The organism is Acinetobacter sp. YH12233 (assembly GCF_013417725.1).
In the GTDB taxonomy this organism is placed as follows: Bacteria; Pseudomonadota; Gammaproteobacteria; order Pseudomonadales; family Moraxellaceae; genus Acinetobacter.
The window spans coordinates 1-25,915 of the sequence record NZ_VPDK01000042.1 but is presented as its reverse complement, the minus strand read 5'-3'; the positions used below and the strand labels follow the sequence as shown (position 1 = coordinate 25,915).

The window sequence follows — 25,915 nt, the reverse complement described above, 5'->3', positions numbered from 1 at the left end:
TGATCCCTTCCCGAACTCAGAAGTGAAACCTCTTAGCGCTGATGGTAGTGTGGGGTCTCCCATGTGAGAGTAAGTCATCGCCAGCTCATTATTCCAAAAGCCCTCTGCTCACGCAGGGGGCTTTTTTTATGCGTGGGGTTTAAGAAAATTAATTATTCGATGGTTATTTAAACTGAATCATCACATAAAAGGCGAATTGAGAGGCGTATACTGAGCAGGTTCATGGAGCGGATATGTCCTCAAATTCATCTTCAAGCCATATCGCATATGGTTCATCTGCTTTTAAAGCTATTTTATTCTCCTTATTTCTGGCGGGTTTCGCGATTTTTTCATCGCTGTATTGTGTCCAACCGATGATGCCGATTCTGGCGGATTATTTTCATATCTCTCCAACACAATGCAGTTTTCCACTTTCCTTCTCTACCATTGCCTTGGCTATTGGCTTGATCTTTACTGGTCTGATTTCAGACCATTTTGGCCGTAAGCCGATAATGGTCTGGTCGTTATTTTCAGTTTCAGTCTTACTGTTACTCAGTGCTTTACTGCCAATCTGGTCGATATTTCTAGCCACACGAGTACTGATTGGTTTAACGGTCAGTGGTGTGGCAGCCGTGGCGATGACTTATATTGGAGAGGAAGTGGTAGAGCAGGATGTGGGCTTTGCCATGGGGCTGTATATTTCCGGAACTGCGATTGGGGGCATGAGCGGACGGTTGATCGCAGGGACATTGGTCGATTTTATTTCTTGGCAATCTGCGACTCTGATCATTGGGTTACTGAACCTATGTATCGCTATAACCTTCTATTTTCTATTACCTAAGTCCAGACACTTTCAGGCTTATCCAATTCAATTCAGCCGTTTTATCAGAGCATTTCAACAGAATCTGAGTGATCCTAAATTAAGAATTCTGTTTTTACAGGGCTTTATCCTGATGGGGGGATTTGTCTCGGTATTTAACTATCTGAGTTATCGTTTGATTCAAGCGCCATTTGAATTGTCTCATGTCTGGATTGGTCTGATTTCGATTACTTATCTGGCCGGAATTTATAGCTCGCCACGAGCCGCAGCTTGGAGCAGGAAGTTTGGACGTTATAGGGTACTTGCCGCCATGCTTTGTACCATGCTGTTTGGCTTAGCCTTAATGTTGATTAATAACTTGGCTTTAGTCTTTATTGGTTTGCTGATTTTTACCTTTTCCTTTTTTGCGGCTCATTCAACTGCTAGTAGCTGGGTATCGGTGCAATCCTTACAGTATCGTGCGGTAGGTTCGTCCCTTTATTTGTTCTGTTACTACCTGGGTTCAAGCTTACTTGGAAGTTCGAGTGGACTGGTCTGGGAAAATTCCGGATGGTTAGGACTAAGTGTATTTATCGCTATTATTTTAGGATTAGGCTTGCTGATGGCACAGCGTTTAAAACCTATAAATGATTCTTCAAAATCAGGATGAGTATATATTCCTAATAAAGGTCTTAAAGCTGTTTTTGTATAAATTATAATCAAGCAACCTAAGCCGAATTCATGCTAAAATACTCGGCTTTCATCTTTGATCACTTTTCTGATCTTCCATCTGCCAGCCGAGAATTGCTAGCCATGTCTACTGCTTATACCGCTCAGACTGCGCCTAAAGCGTTGTTTGATTACGACAAATATTGGGCGTCATGTTTTGAACCCGCGCCTTTTTTGCCGATGTCACGCGAGGAAATGGACCAACTCGGTTGGGACAGTTGTGACTTTATTTTTGTCTGCGGTGATGCCTATATTGACCACCCGTCATTTGTGACCGGGATCATTGGACGTGTGCTCGAAGCACAAGGTTTCCGCGTGGGGATTATTGCCCAGCCGGACTGGACTAATGTAGAAGCCTTCCGTGTACTCGGTAAGCCGAATATTGCCTGGGGCGTTTCTGCCGGTAATATGGACTCGATGATTAACCGTTATACGGCGGATCGTAAGATTCGTTCAGATGATGCTTATTCTCCAGATAACCAGCCGAATAAACGTCCAGACCGCGCAGCAACCGTCTATTGCCAACGTTGTCGTGAAGCTTTCCCGGATGTGCCGGTATTACTCGGTGGTATTGAAGGTTCATTACGTCGTATCGCACATTATGACTACTGGTCAGATAAAGTCCGTCGTTCGATCTTAATGGATTCTAAAGCGGACTTGTTGATGTACGGTAATGGCGAACGCTCGATCATTGAAATCATGCATCGCCTGGCTAAGGGTGAAAAGATTCATCAGATTACTGATGTTCGTGGTACCGCATTCATTATCAATAAACATAACCGTGCTGCGAAAGCCCAGTTTGTGGAAATCGCATCCAATGATGTCGATACCATTGGCCGTGTCGATCCGATCATCAACCCCTATGTGATGAGCGAAGATATTGATGGTTGTGAAATTGAAAAAGATAAAGGCAACAGCTTAAGCCAATACCAGAATTTCCAGAAAGAAGTGGTAGCCAACCCAATCGTGCGTGAAGGGGACAATTTAGATCCAGATACGCAAATTGTGCAGCTACAACCAGCTTCTAAAGCAATTAAACATAAATTACCACCACGTGAACTGGCAGTGATTCGTTTGCCTTCTTTTGAAAAAGTGGCAAATGACCCTGTGCTGTATGCACATGCGAACCGTATTCTGCATCTGGAAACCAATCCAGGGAACGCGCGTGCCTTGGTACAAAAACATGGTGAACGTGATGTGTGGATCAATCCGCCACCGATTCCATTAACTACCGAAGAAATGGATTATGTGTTCGACCTGCCTTATGCACGTCTGCCGCATCCATCCTATGGTAATGCACGCTTTCCGGCCTTTGACATGATCAAGTTCTCGGTGAACATTATGCGTGGCTGTTTCGGTGGCTGTACTTTCTGTTCGATCACCGAGCATGAAGGTCGTATTATTCAGAACCGTTCTGAAGAATCAATCCTGCGTGAAGTAGAAAAAATTCGTGATACCGCACCAGGCTTTACCGGTATTATCTCCGACTTGGGTGGTCCAACGGCCAACATGTACCGCCTGGCATGTAAAGATCCTGAAATTGAGAAAAACTGTCGTAAACCTTCATGTGTGTTCCCGGGCGTATGTCAAAACCTGCATACCGACCATGCACCGTTGACCCAATTGTATCGTAAAGCACGTGCTTTACCGGGTATTAAAAAGATTCTGATTGGATCAGGTCTGCGTTATGACCTTGCTGTATTGAATCCGGAATATGTCAGAGAGCTGGTCACCCATCACGTGGGTGGTTATCTGAAGATCGCGCCAGAGCATACCGAAAAAGGTCCATTATCCAAGATGATGAAACCGGGGATCGGGACGTATGACCGCTTCAAGCAGATGTTTGACCGTTTCAGTAAAGAAGCCGGTAAGGAACAGTATCTGATTCCTTATTTCATCGCGGCGCATCCGGGTACCACCGATTACGACATGATGAATTTGGCTATCTGGTTGAAAAAGAATGGCTTCCGTGCCGATCAGGTACAAACCTTCTATCCATCACCAATGGCCACTGCAACCACCATGTACTACACCGGTAAAAACCCGCTGGCGAAAGTCGCGCGTTATACTGAAGATGTGGACATCGTGAAAGGTGAGAAACGTCGTCGTCTGCATAAAGCCTTCTTGCGTTATCATGATCCAAACAACTGGCCTTTATTGCGTGAAGCTTTAAAGGAAATGGGGCGTCAGGATCTGATTGGTAACTCGAAACAGCATCTGATTCCAACCTATCAACCTGCTGGTACAGATGGGCAATACCAGTCTGCACGTAAGAAGAATTCGACTGTAGCGGGTGATTCACAGAAACGTACTGCTAACCCAGGTAATCGTGGTCAGGCTCAAAATAACCGTCCGAAAAAAGGCCAGATTCTGACCCAGCATACTGGTCTGCCACCGCGTGAAACCGGTGATGCGAAAAAGCCATTCGGCGGCCCTAAACCTAAAGCAAAATCAAAGCCAAAATCACGTGCTTGATTAAGCTGATAAAAAAGACACTTCGGGTGTCTTTTTTATGTTCAGACTTTATTGATGCGGCTTTCAGGTTCTCAATTAAAATGTAAAATATTTTATTTTTAGTCGATTTAAATTTTTGAAAAATGATATAAAAATAACACTTTGTCGGAATTGTCTTACAGTTCAACCGATTTATATTGCGATCTATCAGGAGACTATTTTACAGTCGCATATAAGGATTTAACCCTAATTTCTATTGAAATAGCAAAAAGCGGTTTTTAAGTAACTGGCAATCAAGTTTTGCTAAGAATTGTATTGGTCTCTACACAGAATGGTAGCAGGGCAATTTTAAAAATAGTATGGGTTTATACTGGATAACAATAAAACAAGAATGATTATAAGAATGCAAGGATTGAGTCATGACCACCTATATGATTATAGGGAGTTTCTTGGTGTTCTGTGTCGTGCTCATGGCATGGAAGCAGCTAAGGAATAGCCCAAAACCGCAAGACAGCGCCTTAAAACAGCGCGCTATTTTTAATCCAAATGAACAACTGACGTTTACACGCCTGAAAGAAGTATTGCCTGATTATATTGTACTGGCCCATGTTTCTTATGACGCACTACTTACCACTAAATTTGGCCGTACCCGGCACAAGTATCGTGATCTGATTGCAGATTTTGTGATTCTGGATCAGCAATACCAGATTGTTGCCATTGTAGCTGTCGATGATCCGGTGATTTTAAAACGTCCACAGCAGGCACAATTTCAGGATGCTTTGTTGACTATGGCCGGTTATCGGGTCATTCGCTATGAAGATGTACCAGAATACTATCAGTTACGAGGAGATTTCCTGCGTGAGCAGGAGCATTCCAGTAAAGACCAGAGATTTACCGCTGTGAATGATCTCAAAAAATATCATCTCTATTCAGATCTGGAACGACGTAAAGTCAAAGCATTAAACTGATAGAATCTAAACGAAAAAAAGTATACTAAGTGCATACTTTTTTCTATTTTAGATGAGTAGAAATTAGGCCTGAATAGAAGCCTATTCAGGTTTGACGGCTACGACAGTCAGTTCCACTAACACGCGTGGATCATACAGTTTAGCTTCGACACAGGTGCGGGGCAGAGCTTGAATATCCGCTACCCAGGCATCCCAGACTTCATTAAACGCAGCATAATCTTTTTCAATATCTTTGAGATAAATCGTCACAGACATGATCTGGCTTTTATCGGTACCGGCATCCGCCAGGAACTGGTCGATAATATCCAGTGTCTGCTGGGTTTGACCTTTGATATCTAGATCCAGGTCTGTCGCCAACTGACCGGCGAGATGAACCAGATTGCCGGCAATGGCGATCTCAGAAAAGCGTTGTGAAACATGCAAACGTTGAACAGACATCAGCTTAATCCTTGGTTTTTGGCATCAAGGCTGCGACTAATGCAGTCAATAGGCAGCCTATCGCAAGATAGATGGCTACATAATGCCATGAACCATCACCCCAAATCACTAAGGAGGCTGCAATCATTGGGGTAAAACCACCACCAATAATACTGGCGACCTGATAACCGACTCCGGCACCGCTATAGCGATATTCCGTACCAAATAGCGAGGTAAAAATCGGTTGATGCACGCTGACCACCATGTCATGCGCGACATTGGCCAGTAGAATGGCGCCAACAATAATCATCCAGGTATTTTGTGCATCCAGTGCCATAAAAAACGGAAAGGCAGACAGTGCACCGATCAGACCACCCCAGACGCACATGGTTTTATGCTGGATTTTATCCGATAGCCAGGCAAAGAAAGGAATACTGAAACAGCTGATCGCACCGACCATCAGGGTGATATTCAGGAAGAACTGTTTGTCCATGCCCAGATTATTGGTGGAATAGTTTAGGGCAAAGTTGGTGACCAGATACATGGTCAGCAGTTCGGTCAAACGTAAGGCAATAATATAAAAGAAAGCTTTAGGATGTTTGCTGATGGCCTGCAAGATTGGCAGTTTTTCTGGATGATGATCTGCCTTAATCACTTTCTCTACGAATTCTTGAGATTCATCCTGATCACGGCGAATCCACATCGCAATCCCGATCAGCACGATACTGGCAATAAACGGAATGCGCCAAGCCCATTCAGCAAAAGCCTCTTCACCCAGTGTGGCAATAATAACGGATACCGCACCCGTTGCCAGTACCAGACCTACGCCATAGCCGACCTGAACACCACTGCTATAAAAGGCTTTTTTGCCTTTAGGGGCATTTTCCACCGCCATCAGGGCAGCACCACCCCATTCACCACCGACTGCAAAGCCTTGAATGGCACGCAGGGTCACCAGTAAAACCGGTGCCCACCAGCCAATGGCTTCGAAATTAGGTAAAAAACCAATCCCGACGGTGGAAATCCCCATCAGGACCACAGTCAGAACCAGCATTTTCTTGCGGCCGAGCTTGTCGCCGAAATGACCAAATACCACACCGCCTAGAGGACGAAACAGGAAGCCTACCCCAAAGGTGGCTAAAGCCGCCAAGGTACCCATATTGGCACCAATGCTTGGGAAAAACTGGTCTTTAAAAATTAAGGCCGCAACAATGCCGTAAAGGAGAAAATCATACCAATCGACAACAGCACCAACAAAACTGGATAACGCCGCTTTACGCGCGCGTCGTTCTTGAATAACAGAAGAATTTACAGAGGACATGCAGGGAGGGATTCCATGAGATACATCAGAGTTGCCCTGTAATATTCGGATTTGATCGTCACGTCAATCACAGGACAGTATGCTGAAAGTAAAGGTGATTTTCAGCATCTCAGCACATACATGGATAATGCATTGCGCAGATAGAGTACTCCAAAAATTCAAAATGTAAAAACAAAGTTGCCGTATTTTTAAACTAACGTCTAATACTTGTACAAAATAGGCCTAAAGCAGCAGCAATTGCGTTTCTGTTTCACGTGCAGCGAGCTGATAGACGCCAAGCCCAATCAGCCGAAACTGCAGTTGAGGAGTAATATGCATCTCTTGAAGCAATAAGTGTAAAGCCTGCTCCAGTTCTTGCGGGCTACGCAGCAGCTGGCTGAAGCTTTTACTATGCTGCATGGTCTGAAAATTTTTCATTCTCAGTTTTACAGTAACCCCGCGGGCAGAGAGCTGTTTTTTTTCCAGACTCTGCCAGAGCTGGGCAATTAATGGCTGCCAGTAAGGCTGGCATTGCGGTAAATACAGATCATCATCGAAAGTCGTTTCCTTGGAAATCTGCTGGCGTTCCCGTTCAGCTTCGACTGGCCGATCATCAATGCCTTGAGCATAGAGAAACAGGCGCCGTCCATATTTGCCAAAATGCTGAATCAGGATCGCTTCTTCAATCTGCTGTAAATCTCCCAAGGTTTCCAGATTCAAACTTTTTAATTTTTCTTGGGTAACTTTGCCTACACCGGGAATTTTCTTCAGTGGAAGATCCTGAATAAAACGCTGCACCTGTGAAGGTTTGATGACACAGATTCCATTCGGCTTATGCCAGTCAGAGGCGATTTTAGCGAGAAATTTATTCGGCGCCACGCCAGCAGAAGCGGTTAGTCCAGTAGTTTGAAAAATATCTTCACGAATGCGCATTGCCACTTCAGTGGCACTTGGAATCTGCTGCAAATTTTCGGTGACATCCAGATAAGCTTCATCCAGAGACAACGGTTCGATGACCTTGGTATAAGTTTGAAATATTTGATGAATCTGACCAGAGACCTGACGGTATTTGGCAAAATCTGGTTCAATCACGATGACCTGAGGGCAGAGCTTACGTGCTTGAGTCATCGGCATGGCAGAACGCAGTCCGAACTCGCGGGCCGGATAGGAGGCAGCCGCGACCACTGCCCGCGGATGATACGAGGCAATCACCACAGGCAGAGCGTTCAGCTCCGGACGTTCACGCAGCTCGACCGAGGCGTAGAAGGCATCCATATCGATATGAATAATTTTGCGCATATCCAGTATCTTAAGTGGCTTTAGCTGGATTGGGAAGAGACCGGATTGACAAGTAAACAGGCTAAAGCATTATTCAAGACGAAGCATATCCTGCCTAAATAATTCAATATCCATTTCATGGTTGAATCAGGGAGAAATTAGGTTTATTTCTTGGCCGGAGGCTGGGACTGATCTGGGGTGGGAATACTGTTCTGCTGTAAAAATTTGATCCAGTCCTGCTCTGAGCCATAAAACACGTTGAGATCCACAGTACGGGCAATGCCAGGAATTTCACCTTGACTGGTATGTTGCCAGAAGGTCCATTTAGGCTGACCCTTTAAATCTGGTAAACCTTGGTACTCACGTACCCAGAGCGGTACGTCAGTAAACTCTCCCGCCAGCACAATGTTATAAAAAGATTTCGACACATAGAAGATCGGCTGCTTGCCATAATGGTGTTTTAAGGCATCATGCATGACCCGAATTTCCTTGAGCAGCTGCTCTTTGGAGTAGTGATTAATACACTTGCTGTCATATTCCAGATCCATGACAGGAGGCAGGGCATCCATTTTACGCGGAACAGACTCTATAAAATTCTGAGCCTGAATGCTGCCATCACGGCAAAGTCGGTAAAAATGATAAGCACCGACCAGAAAGCCCTGTTCGCGGGCCTGCAGCCAGTATTCCTGAAACTTGGTATCTTTAAAATCGCCGCCTTCTGTGGATTTTAAATAGACAAATTTATATTTCTGTTTCGGGATTTTCTTCCAGTCTATTTCTTTCTGATGATGGGAAACATCGAAACCATGAATCGGATAATCTGCTGCATGCGCTGACGGCTGTTTGAAAACCAGCAGATAAAGCACAGACGTCACCACAAGTGTAATCAGCAGCCCGACTGCAATTACTGAGTATTTTTTCCAGTTGCTAGAGGTGGGAGCTGTTTTCATTTGCACGGTGGCCTGATTTACGGATATTCATATCGAGTATATATTCTGCCCTAGACTGGCGTATTTTTGGGAATATGCCAGAAAATATAGGCAGCAATAATATTAATACAGCCCAGACAGAGCAGCGAAACATGGAAGGCATTGTCCAGCTGTTCAGGGCCGAAGTAGGCACTAAACATATTCACCAGCGTACCCGCCAGTGCCACCCCGATACTCATTGACAGCATCATAATCATCGACAGGAAACTGTTGCCACTGCTGGCGTCCTGCTGGCTTAAATCTTTTAAAGTTAACGTATTCATTGAGACAAATTGCAGGGAATTCAGAATCCCGAACACAAAGAAATGAATGGCTCTTAGCCAGATTGGGGTTTCCGCCGTAGTCAAGGCAAAACTGGCAATACATAGACCGACCAGCAAGGTGTTGATCAACAAGACTCTACGATAACCGAAACGTTGAATGATTTTGCGGATAATCGGTTTAGATGCTAAAGAACCGAGTACGGTTGGAATCATCAGTAAACCGGTAATAAAAGGTTCAAAACCAAAAGCGACCTGCAACATTAAAGGCAATAAAAACGGAATCGAGTTACCGCCGAGCCGGGCAAAGAAATTACCCAGAATACCAATCGAATAAATCTTATTTTTAAATAATTTACTGCGAAAAAGCGCATTCAGATGAGTATGTGAGTGATAGGCATAGATGAGTGAGGCAATCAGACCACTTCCGACCAGACTTAAGCTCCACCAGAGTGGATATTGTGGATTGGCAAAGTTTTCAATCCCTAGACACAAGCCGATCATTGCGATGACCAGTAGAATAAAACCGCCAAAATCAAAACGCTGTACCGTCGGTTCAGTGATATTCGGCATAGCTTTAAAGGTAATCAATGCACCCAGCAGACCAATCGGCAGATTGATCAGGAAAATCCAGTGCCAGGACAGGTATTCCACCATCCAGCCACCTAAGGTTGGACCGATTAAAGGACCCATTAGTCCGGCCAGACTCATCAGACTCATAGCGGATAGAAACTGGGTACGAGGAATAATTTTCAGCATGGCCAGTCGTCCGACTGGAAGCAGCAAAGCACCGCCAATGCCCTGAAATACCCGATAAACCAGTAGTTCATTCAGATTCTCAGACCAGGCACAGCCGAGTGAGGCCAGAGCAAAAATAATGATCGCTGCAAAATAGATATTCCGAACCCCAAAGCGATCTGCCAGCCAGCCACTTAAGGGAATGCAGGCTGCCACAGAAAGCACATAGGCCACCACCACACTATGCATCCGTAACGGATCTTCCTGCAGGTTACTGGCAATCGCAGGCAAGGCGGTATTGATAATCGTGGTATCCAGGCCTTGCATGAAAAAGCCAATCGATACCAGCAAGACCAGCAGTCTGAATTCAGGTTGTAGGGATTGATGCGTAGGAGTGACATTCATGGATTTAAAAAATCATCTATTTTGAATAGTTTAAAGAAATCTATGCAGCAGTGTGACTGAAATAAAAACGATTGTGAATAGGAGTCGTGTAGACAAAATGCTAATGAATTCACAGCCTGATTTCAGTTATTGAAGAGGAAAGGGTAAAAGATATATTTCTATACTGCGAACCTCTCAAATTGATACAGATTCATAAATACGTCATTTTTGGAACACTTCAAGCTTCTTTTTAAGGAGCAGGCTACAAAAAAATATGACGGAAATGTCATGAAAATGAAATAAAACCGTCATAATCTGGGGCAAACTTCCAGAACTGCTGTACTGGGAACTGTCTAGTAAAAGGTTTTGTACTTATGACCATCGAGATTCTGATGGTAGTTGGCTTCTGTCTGGCCGCCTATTCCATCGTGGGGAATGATGTTCCGCAAACATTAGGAACATTTATTTCATCGAACTCACATCGCCCATGGTGGGTACTCTGGATTTACATCAGTACTATTCTGGTTGTGGTGTTAATTTATGGCTGGTTTGCTTCTGGGGTAGGGGATGCCTCTTATGGACGTCTGGAAACCATTCCTTTCCCTGAAGATGGGGTCACCTGGCTATATGTGGTACCGCCTCTTTTACTGATCATTTTGACCAAATATGGCATTCCGGTCAGTACTACTTTCTTGGTGCTCACGATTTTCTCCCCGAGCAGTCTGGGTTCCATGCTGACCAAGTCAATGATGGGTTACGCCGTCGCTTTCTTTGTGGCGATTGTGATCTATCGTCTGGTCATGAAAAAACTCGCGGTCTATTTCAGTGAAACCCGTGATCAGCAACATTCTCCGATGTGGATGGCCTTGCAATGGCTATCTACGGCATTTCTGTGGAGCCAGTGGCTGATCCAGGATCTGGCCAATATCTTTGTTTATGTGCCACGTCAGGTGCCGTTTGAGTTCCTGATCTTTGCCATTTCTGTATTTGTGATACTACTGGGCATGATTCTTTACCAGCGTGGTGGAGCTATCCAGAATATTGTCGATACCAAGACCGGGGTGACCGATGTCCGTTCTGCCACGATTATCGACTTTATTTATGCGCTGATTCTGCTGGTGTTCAAAGAGTGGAGTAACATCCCGATGAGTACCACTTGGGTATTCCTGGGGTTACTGGCTGGTCGTGAATTTGCCATTTCGATGCTGGTGACCGAAGTCAATAAACACCGTACTTCACGGAATGTCAGCAAAGACGCGATGAAACTGATGTTTGGCCTAGCCATTAGTGTGTTCCTGGCGACGACTTTGCCTTGGTTCTATCACACGATTTCCGGTTAATATCTTTGTATATAAATGAAAAAAGCGAGCATCAAGCTCGCTTTTTTTCATGGCTTTAAATCATTGCTATTTAAAGCAGACAAGAAAATTTAAACGACGAAACGTTGCGGAGCATCCAGATTCAGCAAGGTGGTATAAATCTGATCTGCATGTTCACAGATAATCAGTTTAGCCCGATGTTGGGGCGGCAAGAAGCCTTCCTGCACCGCAAGATCAAGCTGGGCAATCAGGGGATTATAAAAGCCATTGACGTTATACAGCATCATCGGTTTTTGATGCTGGTTCAGCTGACCCCAAGTCGCAATTTCCAGAATTTCTTCAAAGGTTCCCAATCCACCCGGCAAGGCGACAAAGGCACAGGCACGATCTGCCATCATGGCCTTACGCTGATGCATGCTGGTGACGATATGCAGTTCTGTGAGTTGAGGATGGGCAATCTCATAATCCAGCATAAATTCCGGAATCACGCCCACCGCTTCACCACCATGCTGAATCATGGTGTCTGCCACCTGGCCCATCAGACCAATACTGGCGCCGCCATAGACCAGACCAAAACCATGTTCGGCCAGACCTTGTGACAGTTGAATCGCTTTTTCCAGATAAATCGGTTTGTTGCCGGCACGAGAGCCACAATATAAAGCTACTAGCGGGCGTGTTGTTTTTGGGGAGTTATCATTAAAATAATCGGTCATTTCCATTACACTTTGCATTTATTTTTTTCACCTTATCATTTTTTTATCTACTTACTATAACTTAGTTAACAAATATGACAATTCCATGAGCAGACCTCATTTTAGGACAAAATCTTTCATTCAAATTCATCCATAATCCCGGATGAAAACAGGTGAATTTCATGCTGTTCTTGATATACTGAAAGTCTGTCTTACTACAATAGAACTCACATGGGTAGTCGAAGTTGGCGCTTTAATTCAGTAAAACGTCACATTATCAAGTCTTTAATTCAAGTCGGGTATCAACCTGTATCTCATCATGCAAATACTTGCCTTTCTCCTCGGTTAGAGGAGCAGATGCAATGATTTTTGAATGGATGTCAGATCCCTCTGCCTGGATTGGCTTACTCACACTGATTGTTCTTGAAATTGTACTCGGGATCGATAACCTGGTCTTTATTGCAATTCTGGCGGAAAAGCTTCCACCCGAACAGCGTAATGCAGCGCGTATTACCGGTCTGGGCTTGGCGCTGTTAATGCGACTGGTGTTGCTGGCATCGATTGCCTGGGTCGTAACGCTTACTGAACCGCTATTCCATATCTTTGAGCATCCATTTTCAGGACGCGACCTGATCTTATTATTCGGTGGTGTATTCCTGCTGTTTAAAGGCACTATGGAGCTGCATGAGCGTCTGGAAGCCAAACCTGTGACCAAGGAAGAAAATCCGGTTCAGGCGGTGTTCTGGATGGTGATTGTGCAGATCGTGGTACTGGACGCCGTGTTCTCGCTCGACAGCGTGATTACTGCGGTTGGTATGGTCAAAGATCTGTCTGTGATGATGATCGCCGTGATTATTGCGGTCGGTATCATGTTGTGGGCCTCTAAAGCCCTCATGGATTTCGTCAACAAGCACCCGACAGTAGTGATTCTCTGTCTGGGCTTCCTGATGATGATTGGTTTCTCGCTGGTGGTTGAAGGCTTCGGTTTCCATATTCCAAAAGGCTATCTGTATGCCGCGATTGGTTTCTCGGTGATTGTCGAGTTCATTAACCAGACCATGAAACGCAATCAGGAAAAAATGGTGACGACAACTGATATGCGTTACCGTACTGCGTCTGCCGTAATGCGTATGCTGGGCGGTAAACCGGCTCAGGACAATGATTCTTCTGAACCGGAAGATGTACTGGCGACTCGTGCCTTTGCTGATGAAGTCTTTGATGACGACGAAAGTGGAGTCTACCATAGCGTTATGGTGCAGGGCGTACTTGGCCTGTCAGAACGTCCGGTGAAATCGGTGATGACACCGCGTCCTGAACTGGAATGGATTGATCTGGAAAATGATCATGCCAGCATCAAAGAGCAGTTATTGCATATGAGCCATTCACGCCTGATTGTGGCGCGTGGTGAACTGGACAATATTGCCGGTGTGGTATTGACCCATAAAGTCCTGAATGAATACATCGAAACAGGTATTCTGGACTTCGAAAAACATCTGCGTGAACCTGTGATTGTGCATGAAAATGCTCAGGTCTTGATGGTCATGGATCAGTTGCGTCAGGCACCGCTACAAATGGCACTGGTATTGAACGAATATGGTTCCATTGAAGGGGTGGCGACACCGATTGATGTGCTGGAAGCCATTGCCGGTGAATTCCCGGATGAAGACCAGTTGGAAGCAGCCGTAGAGAGTCTAGAAGATGGCAGCCTGATTCTGGATGGTTCAACCGATATTCGCCATGTGTCACTGCTTCTGGATCGTGATCTGGTCAATGAAACGGAAGAATATTCGACATTGTCGGGTTATATTCTGTTCCATCTGGGGCGCTTGCCAGAAAATGGCGAAAAGCTCGAAGCAGATGATTATATCTTTGAGGTGGTCACGATGGACGGCCACAAGATTGATAAGGTGCATATCATTGCCCCAGCGAACCGGAAAGACTAGTTCAGCGCCCGAAGGACGAAGCTAAAAGTTTGCTAAAATAGCCCGCACTGTCGGGCTATTTTTTATGGAATTGAGATGTCAGAAGCATGTCCATGTGGACGAGGTGAATACGCAAGCTGTTGCCAGCCACTACATCAGGGCCAGCAATTGGCTCAAAACGCCGAGCAATTAATGCGCTCGCGGTATAGTGCCTTTGCCAAGCATGAAATTGATTATATCCAGCAGACTACTGCCCGTGGACAGCAGCAGGCTTTGGACATGCCAGCCATTGCTGAATGGAGTAGAACCAATCAATGGCTGAAGTTGGAAATCGTGCAGGCCAATGAAAAGCTGGACAAGACCCATGCGCTGGTCGAGTTCAAAGCACATTATCACGATGGCAAGCAGGCCCAGATTCATCATGAAATTTCACATTTTGTAAAGTTCGAGAATCGCTGGTACTTTCTAGATCCAACGACAGATCAACAGTTTACAATGAAACAGCCGTGCATCTGTGGCTCCGGGAAAAAATTTAAGCAATGTTGTGCGCATTTTTTATAATTTTCACATAGATTTAGCTTAGAATAGCCGCCATCTCATAGCCTCAGGTGGAAGCAGGGCGATGTTACTGACCGTCATCTATATTATTGCAATTACCGCTGAAGCCATGACCGGAGCCTTGTCTGCCGGTCGGCGTAGTATGGACTGGTTTGGGGTCACGATTATTGCCTGTGTTACGGCGCTCGGTGGTGGTTCGGTACGTGATGTACTACTTGGCCATTATCCTTTGACCTGGGTCAAACACCCGGAATATCTGGTGCTGACTTGCTGTGCCGCCTTTGTCACCATCCTGATTGCCAAATGGATGCGTCATTTACGCAATATCTTCCTGGTACTGGATGCCTTGGGCCTGATTGGCTTTACCATCATTGGCTGCCAGATTGCGCTGGAAATGGGACATGGTTTTGTAGTCAGTGCGGTCGCCGGGGTTCTGACCGGAGTATCGGGCGGTATTTTACGTGACATTTTATGTAATGATGTACCCTTAGTCTTCCGCCGTGAACTGTATGCCAGTATTTCCTTTGTTGCAGTCATCTTCTATTGGCTCTGCAGCAATTTCGGTCTGTCACTCGAACTGACCATTATTTCCACCCTGATTTTTGGCTTTAGTTTGCGTTTGATTGCGATCTATTTCGGTCTGGAAATGCCGAAGTTTATCTATAAGGATGATGACGAACAGTCCGCTTCATCCAAAGACGAATCTTGATATGAATTACGGTAACTGCGGGAGGGAAAACTTCCCGTAGGCGTACGTATTCGTAGTATAAAAAAATAAAAAATCAAACCTCCTGTTGGGACAGCAGCATTTCCCGTTTCACCTGATCAGAGATTTTTGTTATGGATTTAGTTTCTCGGATACAGCGCTTGCCGATCGGCAAGTTCCACTACACTCTTTTATGGATGATTGGTCTTGGCTGGATGTTTGATGCCATGGATACGGGATTGATTTCCTTTATTCTGGCGAAAATGGCTGAAGACTGGCAGATGACCGCTGACCAGAAAAGCTGGGTGGTTTCGATCGGTTTTATCGGTATGGCGATTGGAGCGATTTTCTCAGGTGGACTGGCAGATCGCTGGGGACGTAAAACGGTATTTGCCAGTACGCTGGTGATTTATAGTCTGGCGACTGCTGCCTGTGCCTTTGCGCCGAATCTGACCTGGTTACTGGTATTTCGTTTTATTGTCGGTCTGGGATTAGGGGGTCAGTTGCCGGTTGCGGTGACACTGGTCAGTGAATATATCCCGGCACGGGTACGTGGTCGTTTCATTGTGCTGCTGGAAAGTTTCTGGGGCTTGGGCTGGCTGGTGGCTGCGCTGGTTTCGCGTTTTGTGATTCCTGATTTTGGTTGGCAAGCTGCATTCATGATTGGCGGGATACCGGCACTGTATGCCATCGTAATCTGGAAACTGGTGCCTGAGTCGGTGCCGTATCTGATCAATCGTGGCCGGGTAGATGAAGCGCAAGCTCTGGTCAAAAAGATTGAGCGCAAATGCGGCGTCGAAGTCATGGAAATCTTTGAAGTTAAACCCGTGGCTGCCAAGCAGAATATCTCGTTTATCCAGCTCTGGAGTGGTATTTTTGCCCGCCGCACCTTGATGCTGTGGCTAATCTGGTTTGGGATCGTTTTCTCCTACTATGGTATTTTTACCTGGTTACCAAGCCTTCTGGTCAAGGAAGGCTATACCATCGTGCAGTCTTTTGAATATGTCCTGGTTATGATTCTAGCGCAATTGCCAGGTTATATTGCGGCAGCATGGCTAGTCGAAAAACTCGGTCGTAAGGCGACTCTGGCTGGATTTATCGGCATGTGTGCGATTTCAGCCTATTTCTTTGGCCAGTCCGGTAGTGTCACCGAGATCGTAATCTGGGGTTGTCTGATGTCCTTCTTTAATCTGGGGGCATGGGGCGTTCTTTATACCTATACACCAGAACAGTATCCAACCAATATCCGTGCTTTTGGTTCAGGCTGGGCCGGTGCAATTGGTCGTATTGGCGGGATTGCTGCACCTTTTGCCGTAACCCATTTGATGGGGATGCCAAATGGTTTCAGTTACGTCTTTACCATGTTTACTGCAGTATTAATCGCAGTAGCTGTGGTCATTTTAGTCCTGGGTGAAGAGACCAAGGGCAAGACACTAGAATCTATGGGTTTATAAGGTTGGTGATTTTTTAGTTGCTCAGCTGCTATAAAGTGGATATTTTTAGCCCATAAGACACGATTTGTCGCGCTGTGTAGTTTACTGCCCTTGTGCAGCACACAGCCGCGACTTAGCATAAGAAACATTGATACAAAAACGAATTTTAGGATTATAGGTTGTTATGACAAGCCTTGCGCATCATGCGACAGAAAACCGTTCCGTAGCCGAATTTACCGAACAAGCTTATTTAAATTATGCCATGTACGTGATTATGGATCGTGCATTGCCACATATCAGTGACGGTTTGAAACCGGTACAGCGCCGTATTGTCTATGCCATGAGTGAGCTGGGTCTGAAATGGACCAGCAAACCGAAAAAATCGGCACGTACTGTGGGGGATGTACTGGGTAAATACCATCCACATGGTGACTCGGCCTGTTATGAAGCCATGGTCCTGATGGCGCAGCCATTCAGTTATCGCTATCCGTTTATTGAAGGACAGGGCAACTGGGGTTCACCAGATGATCCGAAGTCTTTCGCGGCAATGCGTTATACCGAAGCTAAACTGTCGCAATATAGCGAACTGCTTTTATCCGAACTAGGACAGGGTACCTGTGACTGGCAGGATAACTTTGATGGTTCGATGAAAGAACCGATTAACTTGCCGGCACGTGTTCCTAATATTCTACTAAATGGTACCACCGGGATTGCTGTGGGGATGGCGACTGATATTCCGCCGCACAACTTACGCGAAGTGGTGAAAGGTACCATCGCTCTGATTCGCAATCCGAACCTGACCGATGCCAAAATGGCAGAATACATTCCGGGACCGGATTTACCGACCAAAGCGGAAATCATTACGCCACCATCAGAGCTGCTTAAAATCCAGACGACAGGTCGTGGCAGCTATCGCATGCGTGCGGTATACACTATTGATAAAAATGAAATTGTGATTACCGAATTGCCATATCAGGTATCCGGTTCAAAAATTATCAGTCAGATCGCGGACCAGATGCAGGCGAAAAAGCTGCCATTGGTCACTGATGTTCGTGATGAATCTGACCATGAAAATCCAACACGTTTAGTGGTGGTATTGCGTTCGAACCGTATTGATGCTGAAGCGGTAATGAGCCATCTGTTCGCGACTACAGATCTGGAATCCAGCTATCGTGTCAATATGAACATGATTGGCGCGGATGGCCGTCCACAGGTGAAATCGATTCGTCGTATTCTGCTGGAATGGATCGAAATCCGTAAAACTACAGTCACTCGCCGTCTGCAATATCATCTGAATAAGATCGAAAAACGCCTGCATATTCTCGGCGGTTTGATCATTGCCTACCTGAATATTGATGAAGTGATTCGGATTATTCGTGAGGAAGATCAGCCTAAACCAGTGTTGATGGAACGTTTTGGTATTGATGAGATTCAGGCCGAAGCCATTTTAGAACTCAAGCTACGTCATCTGGCCAAGCTTGAAGAAATGGAACTGCGCCGCGAACAGGAAGAGCTGGAAGCTAAAGCTGCCGTGATTCGTGAACAGCTGGCGAATCCTGAGTCTTTAAAAACTTTGATCATCAATGAACTAAAAGAAGATGCCAAGAAATCTGGGGATGATCGTCGTTCTCCAATCGTGCAACGTGCCGAAGCCGCTGCTATTGATGAAACTGAAATGCTGCCAGCGGATCCTGTAACGGTAGTATTGTCTGAAGCGGGCTGGATTCGCTGTGCTAAAGGGCATGAAGTGGATGCTGAAAATCTGAATTTCCGTGCGGGCGATCAGTATCTCAGTCATGCCCAAGGTAAGTCTAATCAACGCGTCTATGTATTAGATGATAGTGGCCGTAGCTATGGCTTGCCAATCAATAGCCTGCCATCGGCACGAGGACTCGGTGAACCGTTGAGTTCAAAACTTTCTCCGGCAAGTGGAGTTGGTTTCAAGCAGGTATTGGTGGCTGAAGATGATGCAGAAATCCTGGCAGTCAGCAGCAAAGGTTATGGATTTAAAACCCAAGCCAAGCAGTTGGATACCAATGCCAAAGCTGGTAAGGCTTTCCTGAATCTATCTGAAGGTGCACAGGTCATGAACCTGCAACCGCTGGAAGATGCAACTCATGTTGCACTACTCAGTTCAGCTGGTCGTCTGCTGATTGTTGATCTGTCGGAATTACCTGTATTGAATAAAGGTAAAGGTAATAAATTGATACAACTTGAAGATAAAGATCAAATTTTATCCATGACAATATTAAAACTTGATGAAATAATTCAAGTGCTTGCAGGACAGCAACAATTAAAACTTAAAGGGGATGACCTGCAAAAATATATTGGGAAACGAGGCTCTAAAGGAACCCTGTTACCACGTGGATATCAAAAAGCAAATAAACTGTTGATTCAAAGATAATACTAGCATCCATGAATCGAAATACGTTATATATGAGTAACGATTCGACAAATGGATGCAATGTTGCACATATACAAGTCTAAAAAATGACGTGCAGCATTGAAAAAAACAGTTGAACTACTAAGGATTATGATTGGAGAGATTGGCATTATGGAAAAAATTTGGTTCGCTGAATACCAAAAAACAGGGATTCCAGAAACTGTAGAATTACCAGCAGAAAATACATCTCTGGTTGATATTTTTGAACGCAATTTCCAAAAATTTGGCTCACGTGATGCCTTTATCTTTATGGATAAGACTTTAACGTTCAATGAGTTGGAAGAAGCTAGTCGTAAATTCGCAGCATATTTACAAAGTTTGGGTCTGGCAAAAGGCACACGTGTTGCCGTAATGATGCCAAACGTTCTTCAGTATCCGGTCGTAGCATTGGGGGTGTTCCGCGCTGGTTTAGTACTGGTGAATGTAAATCCACTGTATACATCACGTGAGCTTGAGCATCAGTTAAAAGATTCTGGTGCTGAAGTTCTCGTCATTATTGAGAACTTTGCCAGCGTTTATCAGTCAATTATTGGCAAAACGCCTGTGAAGCACGTCGTGGTTGCTTCTGTGGGTGACATGCTGGGTGCTTTAAAAGGTACTTTGGTGAACTTTGTATTGCGTTCAGTACGTAAGCAGATTCCGGCATGGGATATTCCAGGCCACATCAAGTTCAATGCAGCCCTGAATAAAGTTAACCCAAGCAACTATAAACGCCCTGAATTGACTTTAAGTGATACTGCTGTACTTCAGTACACAGGTGGTACTACTGGTGTTTCTAAAGGTGCTGAACTGACCCATCGTAACTTGGTTGCTAACCTGTTGCAGTGTGACGGTATCTTCCAGAGCAAATTCGGTGCGCAAGATGGCCAGCCAGATGACCGTATTTTCTGTGCTTTACCGCTTTATCACATCTTTGCTTTCATGGTCTGTGCACTTTACGGCATGTATAAAGGTCAGGCGAACGTTCTGATTCCTAACCCGCGTGACCTGCCTGCGGTGATGAAAGAATTACGTAAATACCAGCCAACATTCTTCCCTGCTGTGAACACGCTGTTTAATGCGCTTGTAAACAACGAAGAGTTCAAGCAACTGGATCATAGCCGTTTAAAAATGGCGATGGGCGGTGGTATGGCTGTTCTGCCTTCTACTGCAGAAGCCTGGAAGAAAATTACTGGCACTAACATCATTGAAGGTTATGGCCTGTCTGAAACTTCTCCAGTAGCAACTGCGAACCCACCGGCATCTGAAGCATTTAGCGGTACGATTGGTATTCCGTTACCTTTGACTGAAGTTGCAATTCTGGATGATGACGGTAATGAAGTTGCACTCGGTGAGCAGGGTGAAATCTCAATCCGTGGTCCACAGGTGATGAAAGGCTATTGGAACCGTCCGGATGAAACCGATAAAGTGATGGTAAATGGCTTCTTCCGTACCGGTGATATCGGTGTTATGGATTCACGTGGTTACATCAAAATCGTTGACCGTAAGAAAGACATGATTCTGGTCTCTGGCTTCAACGTTTATCCTTCTGAAATTGAAGAAGTCGTTGCAAAACATCCAAAAGTACTGGAAGTGGCTGCAATTGGTGTACCAGATGAAAAATCAGGTGAAGTGCCAAAACTGTTTGTGGTGAAGAAAGACCCTTCATTGACGACTGAAGAAGTTCTGGCATTTGCAAAAGAAAATCTGACCGGTTATAAACGCCCACGTTATGTTGAATTTATGGATGAATTACCAAAATCTAACGTAGGCAAAATCCTGCGTAAAGATCTACGTAAGACTGCATAAATCCTGCAATAAAAAAAGCGCCTGAGGGCGCTTTTTTTAATTCTCTTTTTTCATTAGCCAGCGGTCGAAGTAAGGACGTCCTACCCCGATCACACCCAAAAAAATAAACATGGTACCAAACTGGCGGTTAAATCCTCTCAAATTAAAACTGCCATAACTGAGAATATTATCTATCAGGCAATAAATGATGATTGCGACCACCCAGTGCCAGATCGGCATGCGTTTGATGCCCACGGCATAGAAGGCAATCCATAAGATGGCAAAGGTAAAGAGGGGAGACCAGATATTCATATTGGCACAAATGACCGCTATCAGAAATGCAACAATCGGCAATACGATTTTTAATACGCGATCCACTTGACGTTGATGCTGGCGCTGTTTCTCGAGGACATCGAACATTTCATTTTGATCAGGGCTGACCATAGTGAATCCTTAATCATTTATAAAAACACTCTATTTAACAAAATTTATTCACGAAACGCCATGCTATGATAGACATAAAAATTCTCAAGAGAAAAATCAGATGCATAGCATTAGTGGGGTTATCTATCTCATTTTGGCAGCTTGTCTTTTACCTTATGTTTTTACCTTGATTGCGAAAAAATCGGCAGGGTTTCGTGCAAAAGACAATCAGAATCCGCGGGCATTTTTAGAAAAGTCTACAGGCCTGGCCAGTCGCGCCAATGCCGCTCAGCAAAATAGCTTTGAAAGCTTACCGCTCTTTATCGCCTCGATTCTGATGGCAGAATATATGGTCGTGCCGCAAAGTCTGGTGATGACCTTTGGGATTGCCTATCTGGTTTTTCGGGTCATCTATGGGATCTGTTATCTGGCGAACTGGTCGACCTTACGTTCAATTGTCTGGCTGTTATCTTTATTATGTCCAATAACCTTACTGCTGTTAATTATCAAAATCTCTTAAGCTTAAAATAAAGCAGGTCGAGATATTTACAGTTCGATATTTTAAAATCAAAAAAAATCTGTAAAAACCGTTATAATTGTCGCGGTTTTTAAAAGATATAACTTGTTAAAGAGTGATGCTATGAGCTACAGCAATATCCCAGCGGGTAAAGATGCGCCAAACGACATCTATGTCATTATCGAAATTCCTGCAAATGCAGCACCAATCAAATATGAAATCGATAAAGATTCTGATGCATTATTTGTAGACCGTTTCATGGGTACAGCAATGTTCTACCCAGCAAACTATGGTTATGTACCAAATACACTTTCTCTAGATGGCGATCCTCTAGACGTATTGGTCGTAACTCCACATCCAGTAGAGCCAGGTTCAGTCATTCGTTGCCGTCCTGTAGGTAAACTGAACATGGAAGATGATGGTGGTGTTGATGCGAAACTGGTTGCAGTTCCACACGACAAACTGACTCCGATCTACAAAGATGTTCAAGAATATACTGATCTTCCTCCGTTGCTGATCAGCCAAATCGAACACTTCTTCCAGCACTACAAAGACTTGGAACCAGGTAAATGGGTTAAGTTAAGTGGTTGGGAAGGTGCTGATGTTGCTAAAAAGGAAGTACTCAGCTCAATTGCAGCTTATGCAGAAGCAAATAAATAATTCATTTGCTTTTCAGTTTAAGTCTTTAACTTTTTAAAACTTAAACAAAAAAACCTGCACAATGTGCAGGTTTTTTATTATGGCTTGAAATTCGGGTGAATTAGAATAATTTCACAGGAATATCTAACCAGATACGCCATTCGTTGGTGTCACCAATGTATCGATCAGCTTGATAATCATCGCTTGCACGGTAGTAAGAGTGACGTAAACGCAAGCTCGCATCTTTAGCAAAACCAGATTGAACAGTATATTTCACCTGGTTAAAGAATTCACGTTCTTGTGCATCGCTAGTTACTAACTGAGAACGATCTGGACTACCTGCTACATCAATATCCCAACCATATACAAATGCGGAAGTCCAAGATAGACCAGGAACATTTACAGCACCGAAGTCAAATGTGTATTGAAGTTGTGCTGATTTTTCATTATTGCCAATGAAGTCAGACAGGTATGAGTTTGGTAGATAAATCGTTTGATGACCATCACCTACACCGCGACCCAAACCATAGTCATAGCCTGTGTTACCAGTATTTTGTTGGTAAGCCACCATGATATTGTGCGGACCAGTATTGTAAGTGGTAGAAATAGCCCAAATATTGTTGCTTAAGTTACTTAAGTCATTTGTGGTATGAGAATAAGTATATGCACCACCGTCAGCTTTTTTATCCCACTCAGTATGATAGCCACTGAAATCGTGAGTTAAAGTGCCGCCATTGGCTACTGCATAGCTATAGTTCGCATTCACATAATGACGGTCTAAACGGTCTTTAATATCTGTACCGTAGTAAGAAGCGTTTAGAGCATCACTAAATTTATATTTCGCGCCCCAAACAACAGCACGATCAAGCTCGTTACCATCAGAGTCGATTTGGTCTGAATATTGGTTTTTAGTAAATTTACCAGCTGTTAATGACAGGTTATCAATTTCATTGCTAGTCACTAATACGCCTTCAAAGTATTCAGGAACGAGACGTGCAGTATTTGATGCCAATACAGGAAGATCTAAAACTTGGGTACCATATACAGCAGTGGTATTAGATACACGAGCTTTCACATAAGCGCCGCCACGAGCCCAATGATCATAAGTATCGCCAGCACCTTTAACGTACTCACCTTTAGCATTGAAACCGTTTTCACGAGGAATCATGCCATTACCGGCATTTTTGTTGTTTCCTAGTTTGAAAGAAGCATCACCGATGATCCCGGCACCAAAGCCGACTACACCTTGAGTAAAGCCAGAATCCAGTTTCACAATTGCAGTCTGTGCAGCTGAACTTGTATCTGCTACGCCATTTTTCTTATCACGAGATAAATAACCAGTACGGAAAAGTACAGATCCTTCTGCGTCTTCTACAAAACCTTTAGACTCACTCTGCTCGCTAGCAAAAGCGGTTGAGATCAATGCAGCCTGAATCAAAACTGCCAATGTTAATTTTTTTGTGTTTTGCATTGGGAGAGAGCCTTATACAAATTGATGGAAATTTTTAGGAATTGTATAAGATTCGCTGAATAAATGTCATTTTTATTTACGATATTCCACTAAAGTCGATGGATTTTTTTTAATCTAAAGTGAATAATGGTAAGAGATCTAACAGTCTAAATCCTGACCATATAGTAAAAAAACAAATAAAAACAAAGATATTTTTTAAATATAAATTCTCTGAAGGGTATGACTCATGAGTGCATCAATAATATTTAAAATTAAAATTCTTAGAATGAAAAAGTTGAGTGTTCAAAATCTTCATTTTCTGTATCAGACTCTTCATTAATAATTTCTTAAAAGTGAGAATTGATTATAAATTATTGAATTTTAATATATAAATATTTAATTTAAATATTTATAAATCCAAAAATGCGCATAGATTTCTGAATAATAAAAAGTCATTCCATGAGCATCACTTTTTCTTGCTTAGCACTATTTTGAACTTTTTAATCCAGAAATTTTCTGAGTTTGAGCAAGAATCGAAAACTCGAATAGAGCAATGTGTTTCTTTACTTTTTATTTCTGCACCTTTTTTTAGCACAAAATTTAATCAAAGCGAAAATAGACTCAAAATGGCGCAACTTGTAAATGATTATGTATAAGACCGGAAAAAGAAAATAAATCCTTGAAAAAGGACCAAGGTTAAAAAGAATCTATTAAAGTGCTTTTTTTAAAAATTTAAATATAATTTAAAAACAAACACCTAGTGCTTTATTTTATTTTTATTCATCAGATTTTAGTTGTTTTATTCCAGATTGGCATAGCTCTTGCAGTTTCGAGCTTGAGTTTAATCAATGACCATAAAAAACGTCTCAGACGATCTGGGGGAGTCACACAATGAAATCAACATTAAAAGTATTATCTCTTGCTTTATTGGGCGCTGCATCTTCTTTTACTTTTGCTGAGGAACCGGCTGCTGAACATACGGTATCTGGAAATATCAGCGTACTTTCAAGCTATAACCTGCGTGGTATTACCAATACGCCAGAAAATAAGGGCGCTACTTTACAGGGGGGGCTGGACTACAATCATGCTTCTGGTTTCTATGCAGGCTGGTGGGGTTCGACATTAGACTATGGTGATGATTTGCCCAATGCCTTTGAAAATGATTTTTATGCGGGCTATAACGGTTCAATCAATGAAGACTGGGGTTATACAGCGGGTTTAACTTATTATTACTATTATGATATTGGCAATACAGGCTCAAATGGTTTTGAAACCATGCTGGGTCTGACGTACAAAGATTTTGGTGTGACTGCTCAAACATTGCTTGAAGATCTTGATTGGGGTAATGCAGGGGATACCTATCTAAAAGGCACCTATAGCTATGCACTGCCAAAAGATTTTAGTCTGGATACTGCACTTGGCCTATATATTTATGCCAAAGATGGCGACATAAAAGGAACAGAAAACAGTTTCGGTTTCCGTCATTTCGATATCGGTCTAAGCAAGCCACTTGCTGATACAGGCATCACCGCCAGCATGAATTATATTTTTGGTGGTTATAACCGTTTTGAAGATAAACAGAAAAATAAAGTGGTATTAGGACTAGGCTACAGCTTCTAATCTTTGTCTTGTCCTGAAATAGATTGACAGTATTCCACTTCAAACCGAGTTAAGCAATTAGCTCGGTTTTAGTTTGCTCATACGTCTGATTCGGGGTGTTCATATTTAAACTTAAATGTGGTCTATAGCAA

The 25,915-nt window shown here is 43.8% G+C and carries 21 protein-coding genes and 1 rRNA gene; 14 read left to right on the top strand and 8 right to left on the bottom strand.

What is annotated here, in order from left to right; all coding sequences use genetic code 11:
* The 4 genes from rrf to FTV12_RS14145 form a co-directional block, all read left to right on the top strand.
* Window positions 1-86, top strand: a 5S ribosomal RNA gene (gene rrf / locus FTV12_RS14160); the annotation flags it as partial.
* 147 nt (window positions 87-233) lie between these two features.
* Window positions 234-1,448: an MFS transporter gene (locus FTV12_RS14155; protein WP_180034234.1), complete on the top strand. Its 1,215-nt coding sequence runs from the start codon at window positions 234-236 to the stop codon at window positions 1,446-1,448.
* Window positions 1,449-1,591: 143 nt separating this feature from the next.
* Complete coding sequence (locus FTV12_RS14150) at window positions 1,592-3,982, top strand: YgiQ family radical SAM protein (RefSeq protein WP_180034235.1); 2,391 nt, start codon at window positions 1,592-1,594, stop codon at window positions 3,980-3,982.
* Between the two features lie 398 nt (window positions 3,983-4,380).
* A complete protein-coding gene (locus tag FTV12_RS14145; protein ID WP_166136543.1) occupies window positions 4,381-4,929 on the top strand; it encodes a DUF2726 domain-containing protein in 549 nt (182 codons plus the stop codon).
* Window positions 4,930-5,010: 81 nt separating this feature from the next.
* On the opposite strand, the gene FTV12_RS14140 is transcribed toward FTV12_RS14145, so the two are convergent.
* From FTV12_RS14140 to mdtD, 5 genes are all read right to left on the bottom strand, one after another.
* Complete coding sequence (locus tag FTV12_RS14140; RefSeq protein ID WP_166136540.1) at window positions 5,011-5,367, bottom strand: RidA family protein; 357 nt, start codon at window positions 5,365-5,367, stop codon at window positions 5,011-5,013.
* Window positions 5,368-5,371: 4 nt separating this feature from the next.
* The gene (gene shiA / locus FTV12_RS14135) at window positions 5,372-6,667 is read right to left on the bottom strand and encodes a shikimate transporter (protein ID WP_179992224.1); all 1,296 of its coding nucleotides are present in this window, start codon (window positions 6,665-6,667) and stop codon (window positions 5,372-5,374) included.
* A gap of 222 nt (window positions 6,668-6,889) precedes the next feature.
* Complete coding sequence (gene dinB / locus FTV12_RS14130) at window positions 6,890-7,945, bottom strand: DNA polymerase IV (RefSeq protein WP_180034233.1); 1,056 nt, start codon at window positions 7,943-7,945, stop codon at window positions 6,890-6,892.
* Between the two features lie 143 nt (window positions 7,946-8,088).
* The gene (locus FTV12_RS14125; RefSeq protein ID WP_373687232.1) at window positions 8,089-8,880 is read right to left on the bottom strand and encodes a GH25 family lysozyme; all 792 of its coding nucleotides are present in this window, start codon (window positions 8,878-8,880) and stop codon (window positions 8,089-8,091) included.
* Window positions 8,881-8,924: 44 nt separating this feature from the next.
* Entirely contained in the window at window positions 8,925-10,316 is a 1,392-nt protein-coding gene (mdtD, locus tag FTV12_RS14120) for a multidrug transporter subunit MdtD (protein WP_179992221.1), read from the bottom strand.
* Window positions 10,317-10,669: 353 nt separating this feature from the next.
* Here mdtD and FTV12_RS14115 point away from each other — a divergent pair, with 353 nt between their 5' ends.
* Window positions 10,670-11,635 (top strand): hypothetical protein, encoded by a 966-nt coding sequence (locus FTV12_RS14115; RefSeq protein ID WP_034169797.1) that lies wholly within the window; start codon window positions 10,670-10,672, stop codon window positions 11,633-11,635.
* 89 nt (window positions 11,636-11,724) lie between these two features.
* On the opposite strand, the gene FTV12_RS14110 is transcribed toward FTV12_RS14115, so the two are convergent.
* Window positions 11,725-12,345 carry a TIGR00730 family Rossman fold protein gene (locus FTV12_RS14110; RefSeq protein WP_034703864.1) on the bottom strand — a complete coding sequence of 207 codons (621 nt, stop codon included), beginning with the start codon at window positions 12,343-12,345 and terminating at the stop codon, window positions 11,725-11,727.
* Window positions 12,346-12,668: 323 nt separating this feature from the next.
* On the opposite strand from FTV12_RS14110, the gene FTV12_RS14105 reads away from it, so the two are divergent.
* The 6 genes from FTV12_RS14105 (at window position 12,669) to FTV12_RS14080 (ending at window position 21,156) form a co-directional block, all read left to right on the top strand.
* The gene (locus FTV12_RS14105; RefSeq protein WP_159123942.1) at window positions 12,669-14,249 is read left to right on the top strand and encodes a TerC family protein; all 1,581 of its coding nucleotides are present in this window, start codon (window positions 12,669-12,671) and stop codon (window positions 14,247-14,249) included.
* A gap of 75 nt (window positions 14,250-14,324) precedes the next feature.
* The gene (locus FTV12_RS14100) at window positions 14,325-14,789 is read left to right on the top strand and encodes a YchJ family protein (RefSeq protein ID WP_034169795.1); all 465 of its coding nucleotides are present in this window, start codon (window positions 14,325-14,327) and stop codon (window positions 14,787-14,789) included.
* 61 nt (window positions 14,790-14,850) lie between these two features.
* Window positions 14,851-15,495, top strand: coding sequence for a trimeric intracellular cation channel family protein (locus tag FTV12_RS14095; protein ID WP_034169794.1), 645 nt, complete (start codon window positions 14,851-14,853; stop codon window positions 15,493-15,495).
* Window positions 15,496-15,626: 131 nt separating this feature from the next.
* Entirely contained in the window at window positions 15,627-16,946 is a 1,320-nt protein-coding gene (locus tag FTV12_RS14090) for an MFS transporter (RefSeq protein ID WP_180034231.1), read from the top strand.
* A 163-nt stretch (window positions 16,947-17,109) separates the two neighbouring features.
* Window positions 17,110-19,329, top strand: coding sequence for a DNA topoisomerase IV subunit A (gene parC / locus FTV12_RS14085; protein ID WP_180034230.1), 2,220 nt, complete (start codon window positions 17,110-17,112; stop codon window positions 19,327-19,329).
* A gap of 150 nt (window positions 19,330-19,479) precedes the next feature.
* The gene (locus FTV12_RS14080; protein WP_180025469.1) at window positions 19,480-21,156 is read left to right on the top strand and encodes an AMP-binding protein; all 1,677 of its coding nucleotides are present in this window, start codon (window positions 19,480-19,482) and stop codon (window positions 21,154-21,156) included.
* A 36-nt stretch (window positions 21,157-21,192) separates the two neighbouring features.
* On the opposite strand, the gene FTV12_RS14075 is transcribed toward FTV12_RS14080, so the two are convergent.
* Window positions 21,193-21,579, bottom strand: coding sequence for a hypothetical protein (locus FTV12_RS14075; protein WP_034703874.1), 387 nt, complete (start codon window positions 21,577-21,579; stop codon window positions 21,193-21,195).
* 100 nt (window positions 21,580-21,679) lie between these two features.
* On the opposite strand from FTV12_RS14075, the gene FTV12_RS14070 reads away from it, so the two are divergent.
* Together FTV12_RS14070 and ppa are read left to right on the top strand one after the other, a co-directional pair.
* Window positions 21,680-22,078 (top strand): MAPEG family protein, encoded by a 399-nt coding sequence (locus FTV12_RS14070; RefSeq protein ID WP_166136510.1) that lies wholly within the window; start codon window positions 21,680-21,682, stop codon window positions 22,076-22,078.
* A 120-nt stretch (window positions 22,079-22,198) separates the two neighbouring features.
* A complete protein-coding gene (ppa, locus tag FTV12_RS14065; RefSeq protein ID WP_034703878.1) occupies window positions 22,199-22,735 on the top strand; it encodes an inorganic diphosphatase in 537 nt (178 codons plus the stop codon).
* Window positions 22,736-22,835: 100 nt separating this feature from the next.
* Here ppa and FTV12_RS14060 read toward each other — a convergent pair whose 3' ends face one another.
* Window positions 22,836-24,185, bottom strand: coding sequence for an OprD family outer membrane porin (locus FTV12_RS14060; protein WP_180025468.1), 1,350 nt, complete (start codon window positions 24,183-24,185; stop codon window positions 22,836-22,838).
* Window positions 24,186-25,055: 870 nt separating this feature from the next.
* Here FTV12_RS14060 and FTV12_RS14055 point away from each other — a divergent pair.
* Complete coding sequence (locus tag FTV12_RS14055; protein WP_144723540.1) at window positions 25,056-25,784, top strand: TorF family putative porin; 729 nt, start codon at window positions 25,056-25,058, stop codon at window positions 25,782-25,784.
* Window positions 25,785-25,915 lie beyond the last annotated feature (131 nt).

Excerpts from the sequence above, each read along its gene's own strand:
- FTV12_RS14155 (WP_180034234.1), top strand. The coding sequence starts at position 234 with ATGTCCTCAAATTCATCTTCAAGCCATATCGCATATGGTTCATCTGCT.
- FTV12_RS14150 (WP_180034235.1), top strand. The coding sequence starts at position 1,592 with ATGTCTACTGCTTATACCGCTCAGACTGCGCCTAAAGCGTTGTTTGAT.
- FTV12_RS14145 (WP_166136543.1), top strand. The coding sequence starts at position 4,381 with ATGACCACCTATATGATTATAGGGAGTTTCTTGGTGTTCTGTGTCGTG.
- FTV12_RS14140 (WP_166136540.1), bottom strand. The coding sequence starts at position 5,367 with ATGTCTGTTCAACGTTTGCATGTTTCACAACGCTTTTCTGAGATCGCC.
- shiA (WP_179992224.1), bottom strand. The coding sequence starts at position 6,667 with ATGTCCTCTGTAAATTCTTCTGTTATTCAAGAACGACGCGCGCGTAAA.
- dinB (WP_180034233.1), bottom strand. The coding sequence starts at position 7,945 with ATGCGCAAAATTATTCATATCGATATGGATGCCTTCTACGCCTCGGTC.
- mdtD (WP_179992221.1), bottom strand. The coding sequence starts at position 10,316 with ATGAATGTCACTCCTACGCATCAATCCCTACAACCTGAATTCAGACTG.
- FTV12_RS14115 (WP_034169797.1), top strand. The coding sequence starts at position 10,670 with ATGACCATCGAGATTCTGATGGTAGTTGGCTTCTGTCTGGCCGCCTAT.
- FTV12_RS14110 (WP_034703864.1), bottom strand. The coding sequence starts at position 12,345 with ATGCAAAGTGTAATGGAAATGACCGATTATTTTAATGATAACTCCCCA.
- FTV12_RS14105 (WP_159123942.1), top strand. The coding sequence starts at position 12,669 with ATGATTTTTGAATGGATGTCAGATCCCTCTGCCTGGATTGGCTTACTC.
- FTV12_RS14100 (WP_034169795.1), top strand. The coding sequence starts at position 14,325 with ATGTCAGAAGCATGTCCATGTGGACGAGGTGAATACGCAAGCTGTTGC.
- FTV12_RS14095 (WP_034169794.1), top strand. The coding sequence starts at position 14,851 with ATGTTACTGACCGTCATCTATATTATTGCAATTACCGCTGAAGCCATG.
- FTV12_RS14090 (WP_180034231.1), top strand. The coding sequence starts at position 15,627 with ATGGATTTAGTTTCTCGGATACAGCGCTTGCCGATCGGCAAGTTCCAC.
- parC (WP_180034230.1), top strand. The coding sequence starts at position 17,110 with ATGACAAGCCTTGCGCATCATGCGACAGAAAACCGTTCCGTAGCCGAA.
- FTV12_RS14080 (WP_180025469.1), top strand. The coding sequence starts at position 19,480 with ATGGAAAAAATTTGGTTCGCTGAATACCAAAAAACAGGGATTCCAGAA.
- FTV12_RS14075 (WP_034703874.1), bottom strand. The coding sequence starts at position 21,579 with ATGGTCAGCCCTGATCAAAATGAAATGTTCGATGTCCTCGAGAAACAG.
- FTV12_RS14070 (WP_166136510.1), top strand. The coding sequence starts at position 21,680 with ATGCATAGCATTAGTGGGGTTATCTATCTCATTTTGGCAGCTTGTCTT.
- ppa (WP_034703878.1), top strand. The coding sequence starts at position 22,199 with ATGAGCTACAGCAATATCCCAGCGGGTAAAGATGCGCCAAACGACATC.
- FTV12_RS14060 (WP_180025468.1), bottom strand. The coding sequence starts at position 24,185 with ATGCAAAACACAAAAAAATTAACATTGGCAGTTTTGATTCAGGCTGCA.
- FTV12_RS14055 (WP_144723540.1), top strand. The coding sequence starts at position 25,056 with ATGAAATCAACATTAAAAGTATTATCTCTTGCTTTATTGGGCGCTGCA.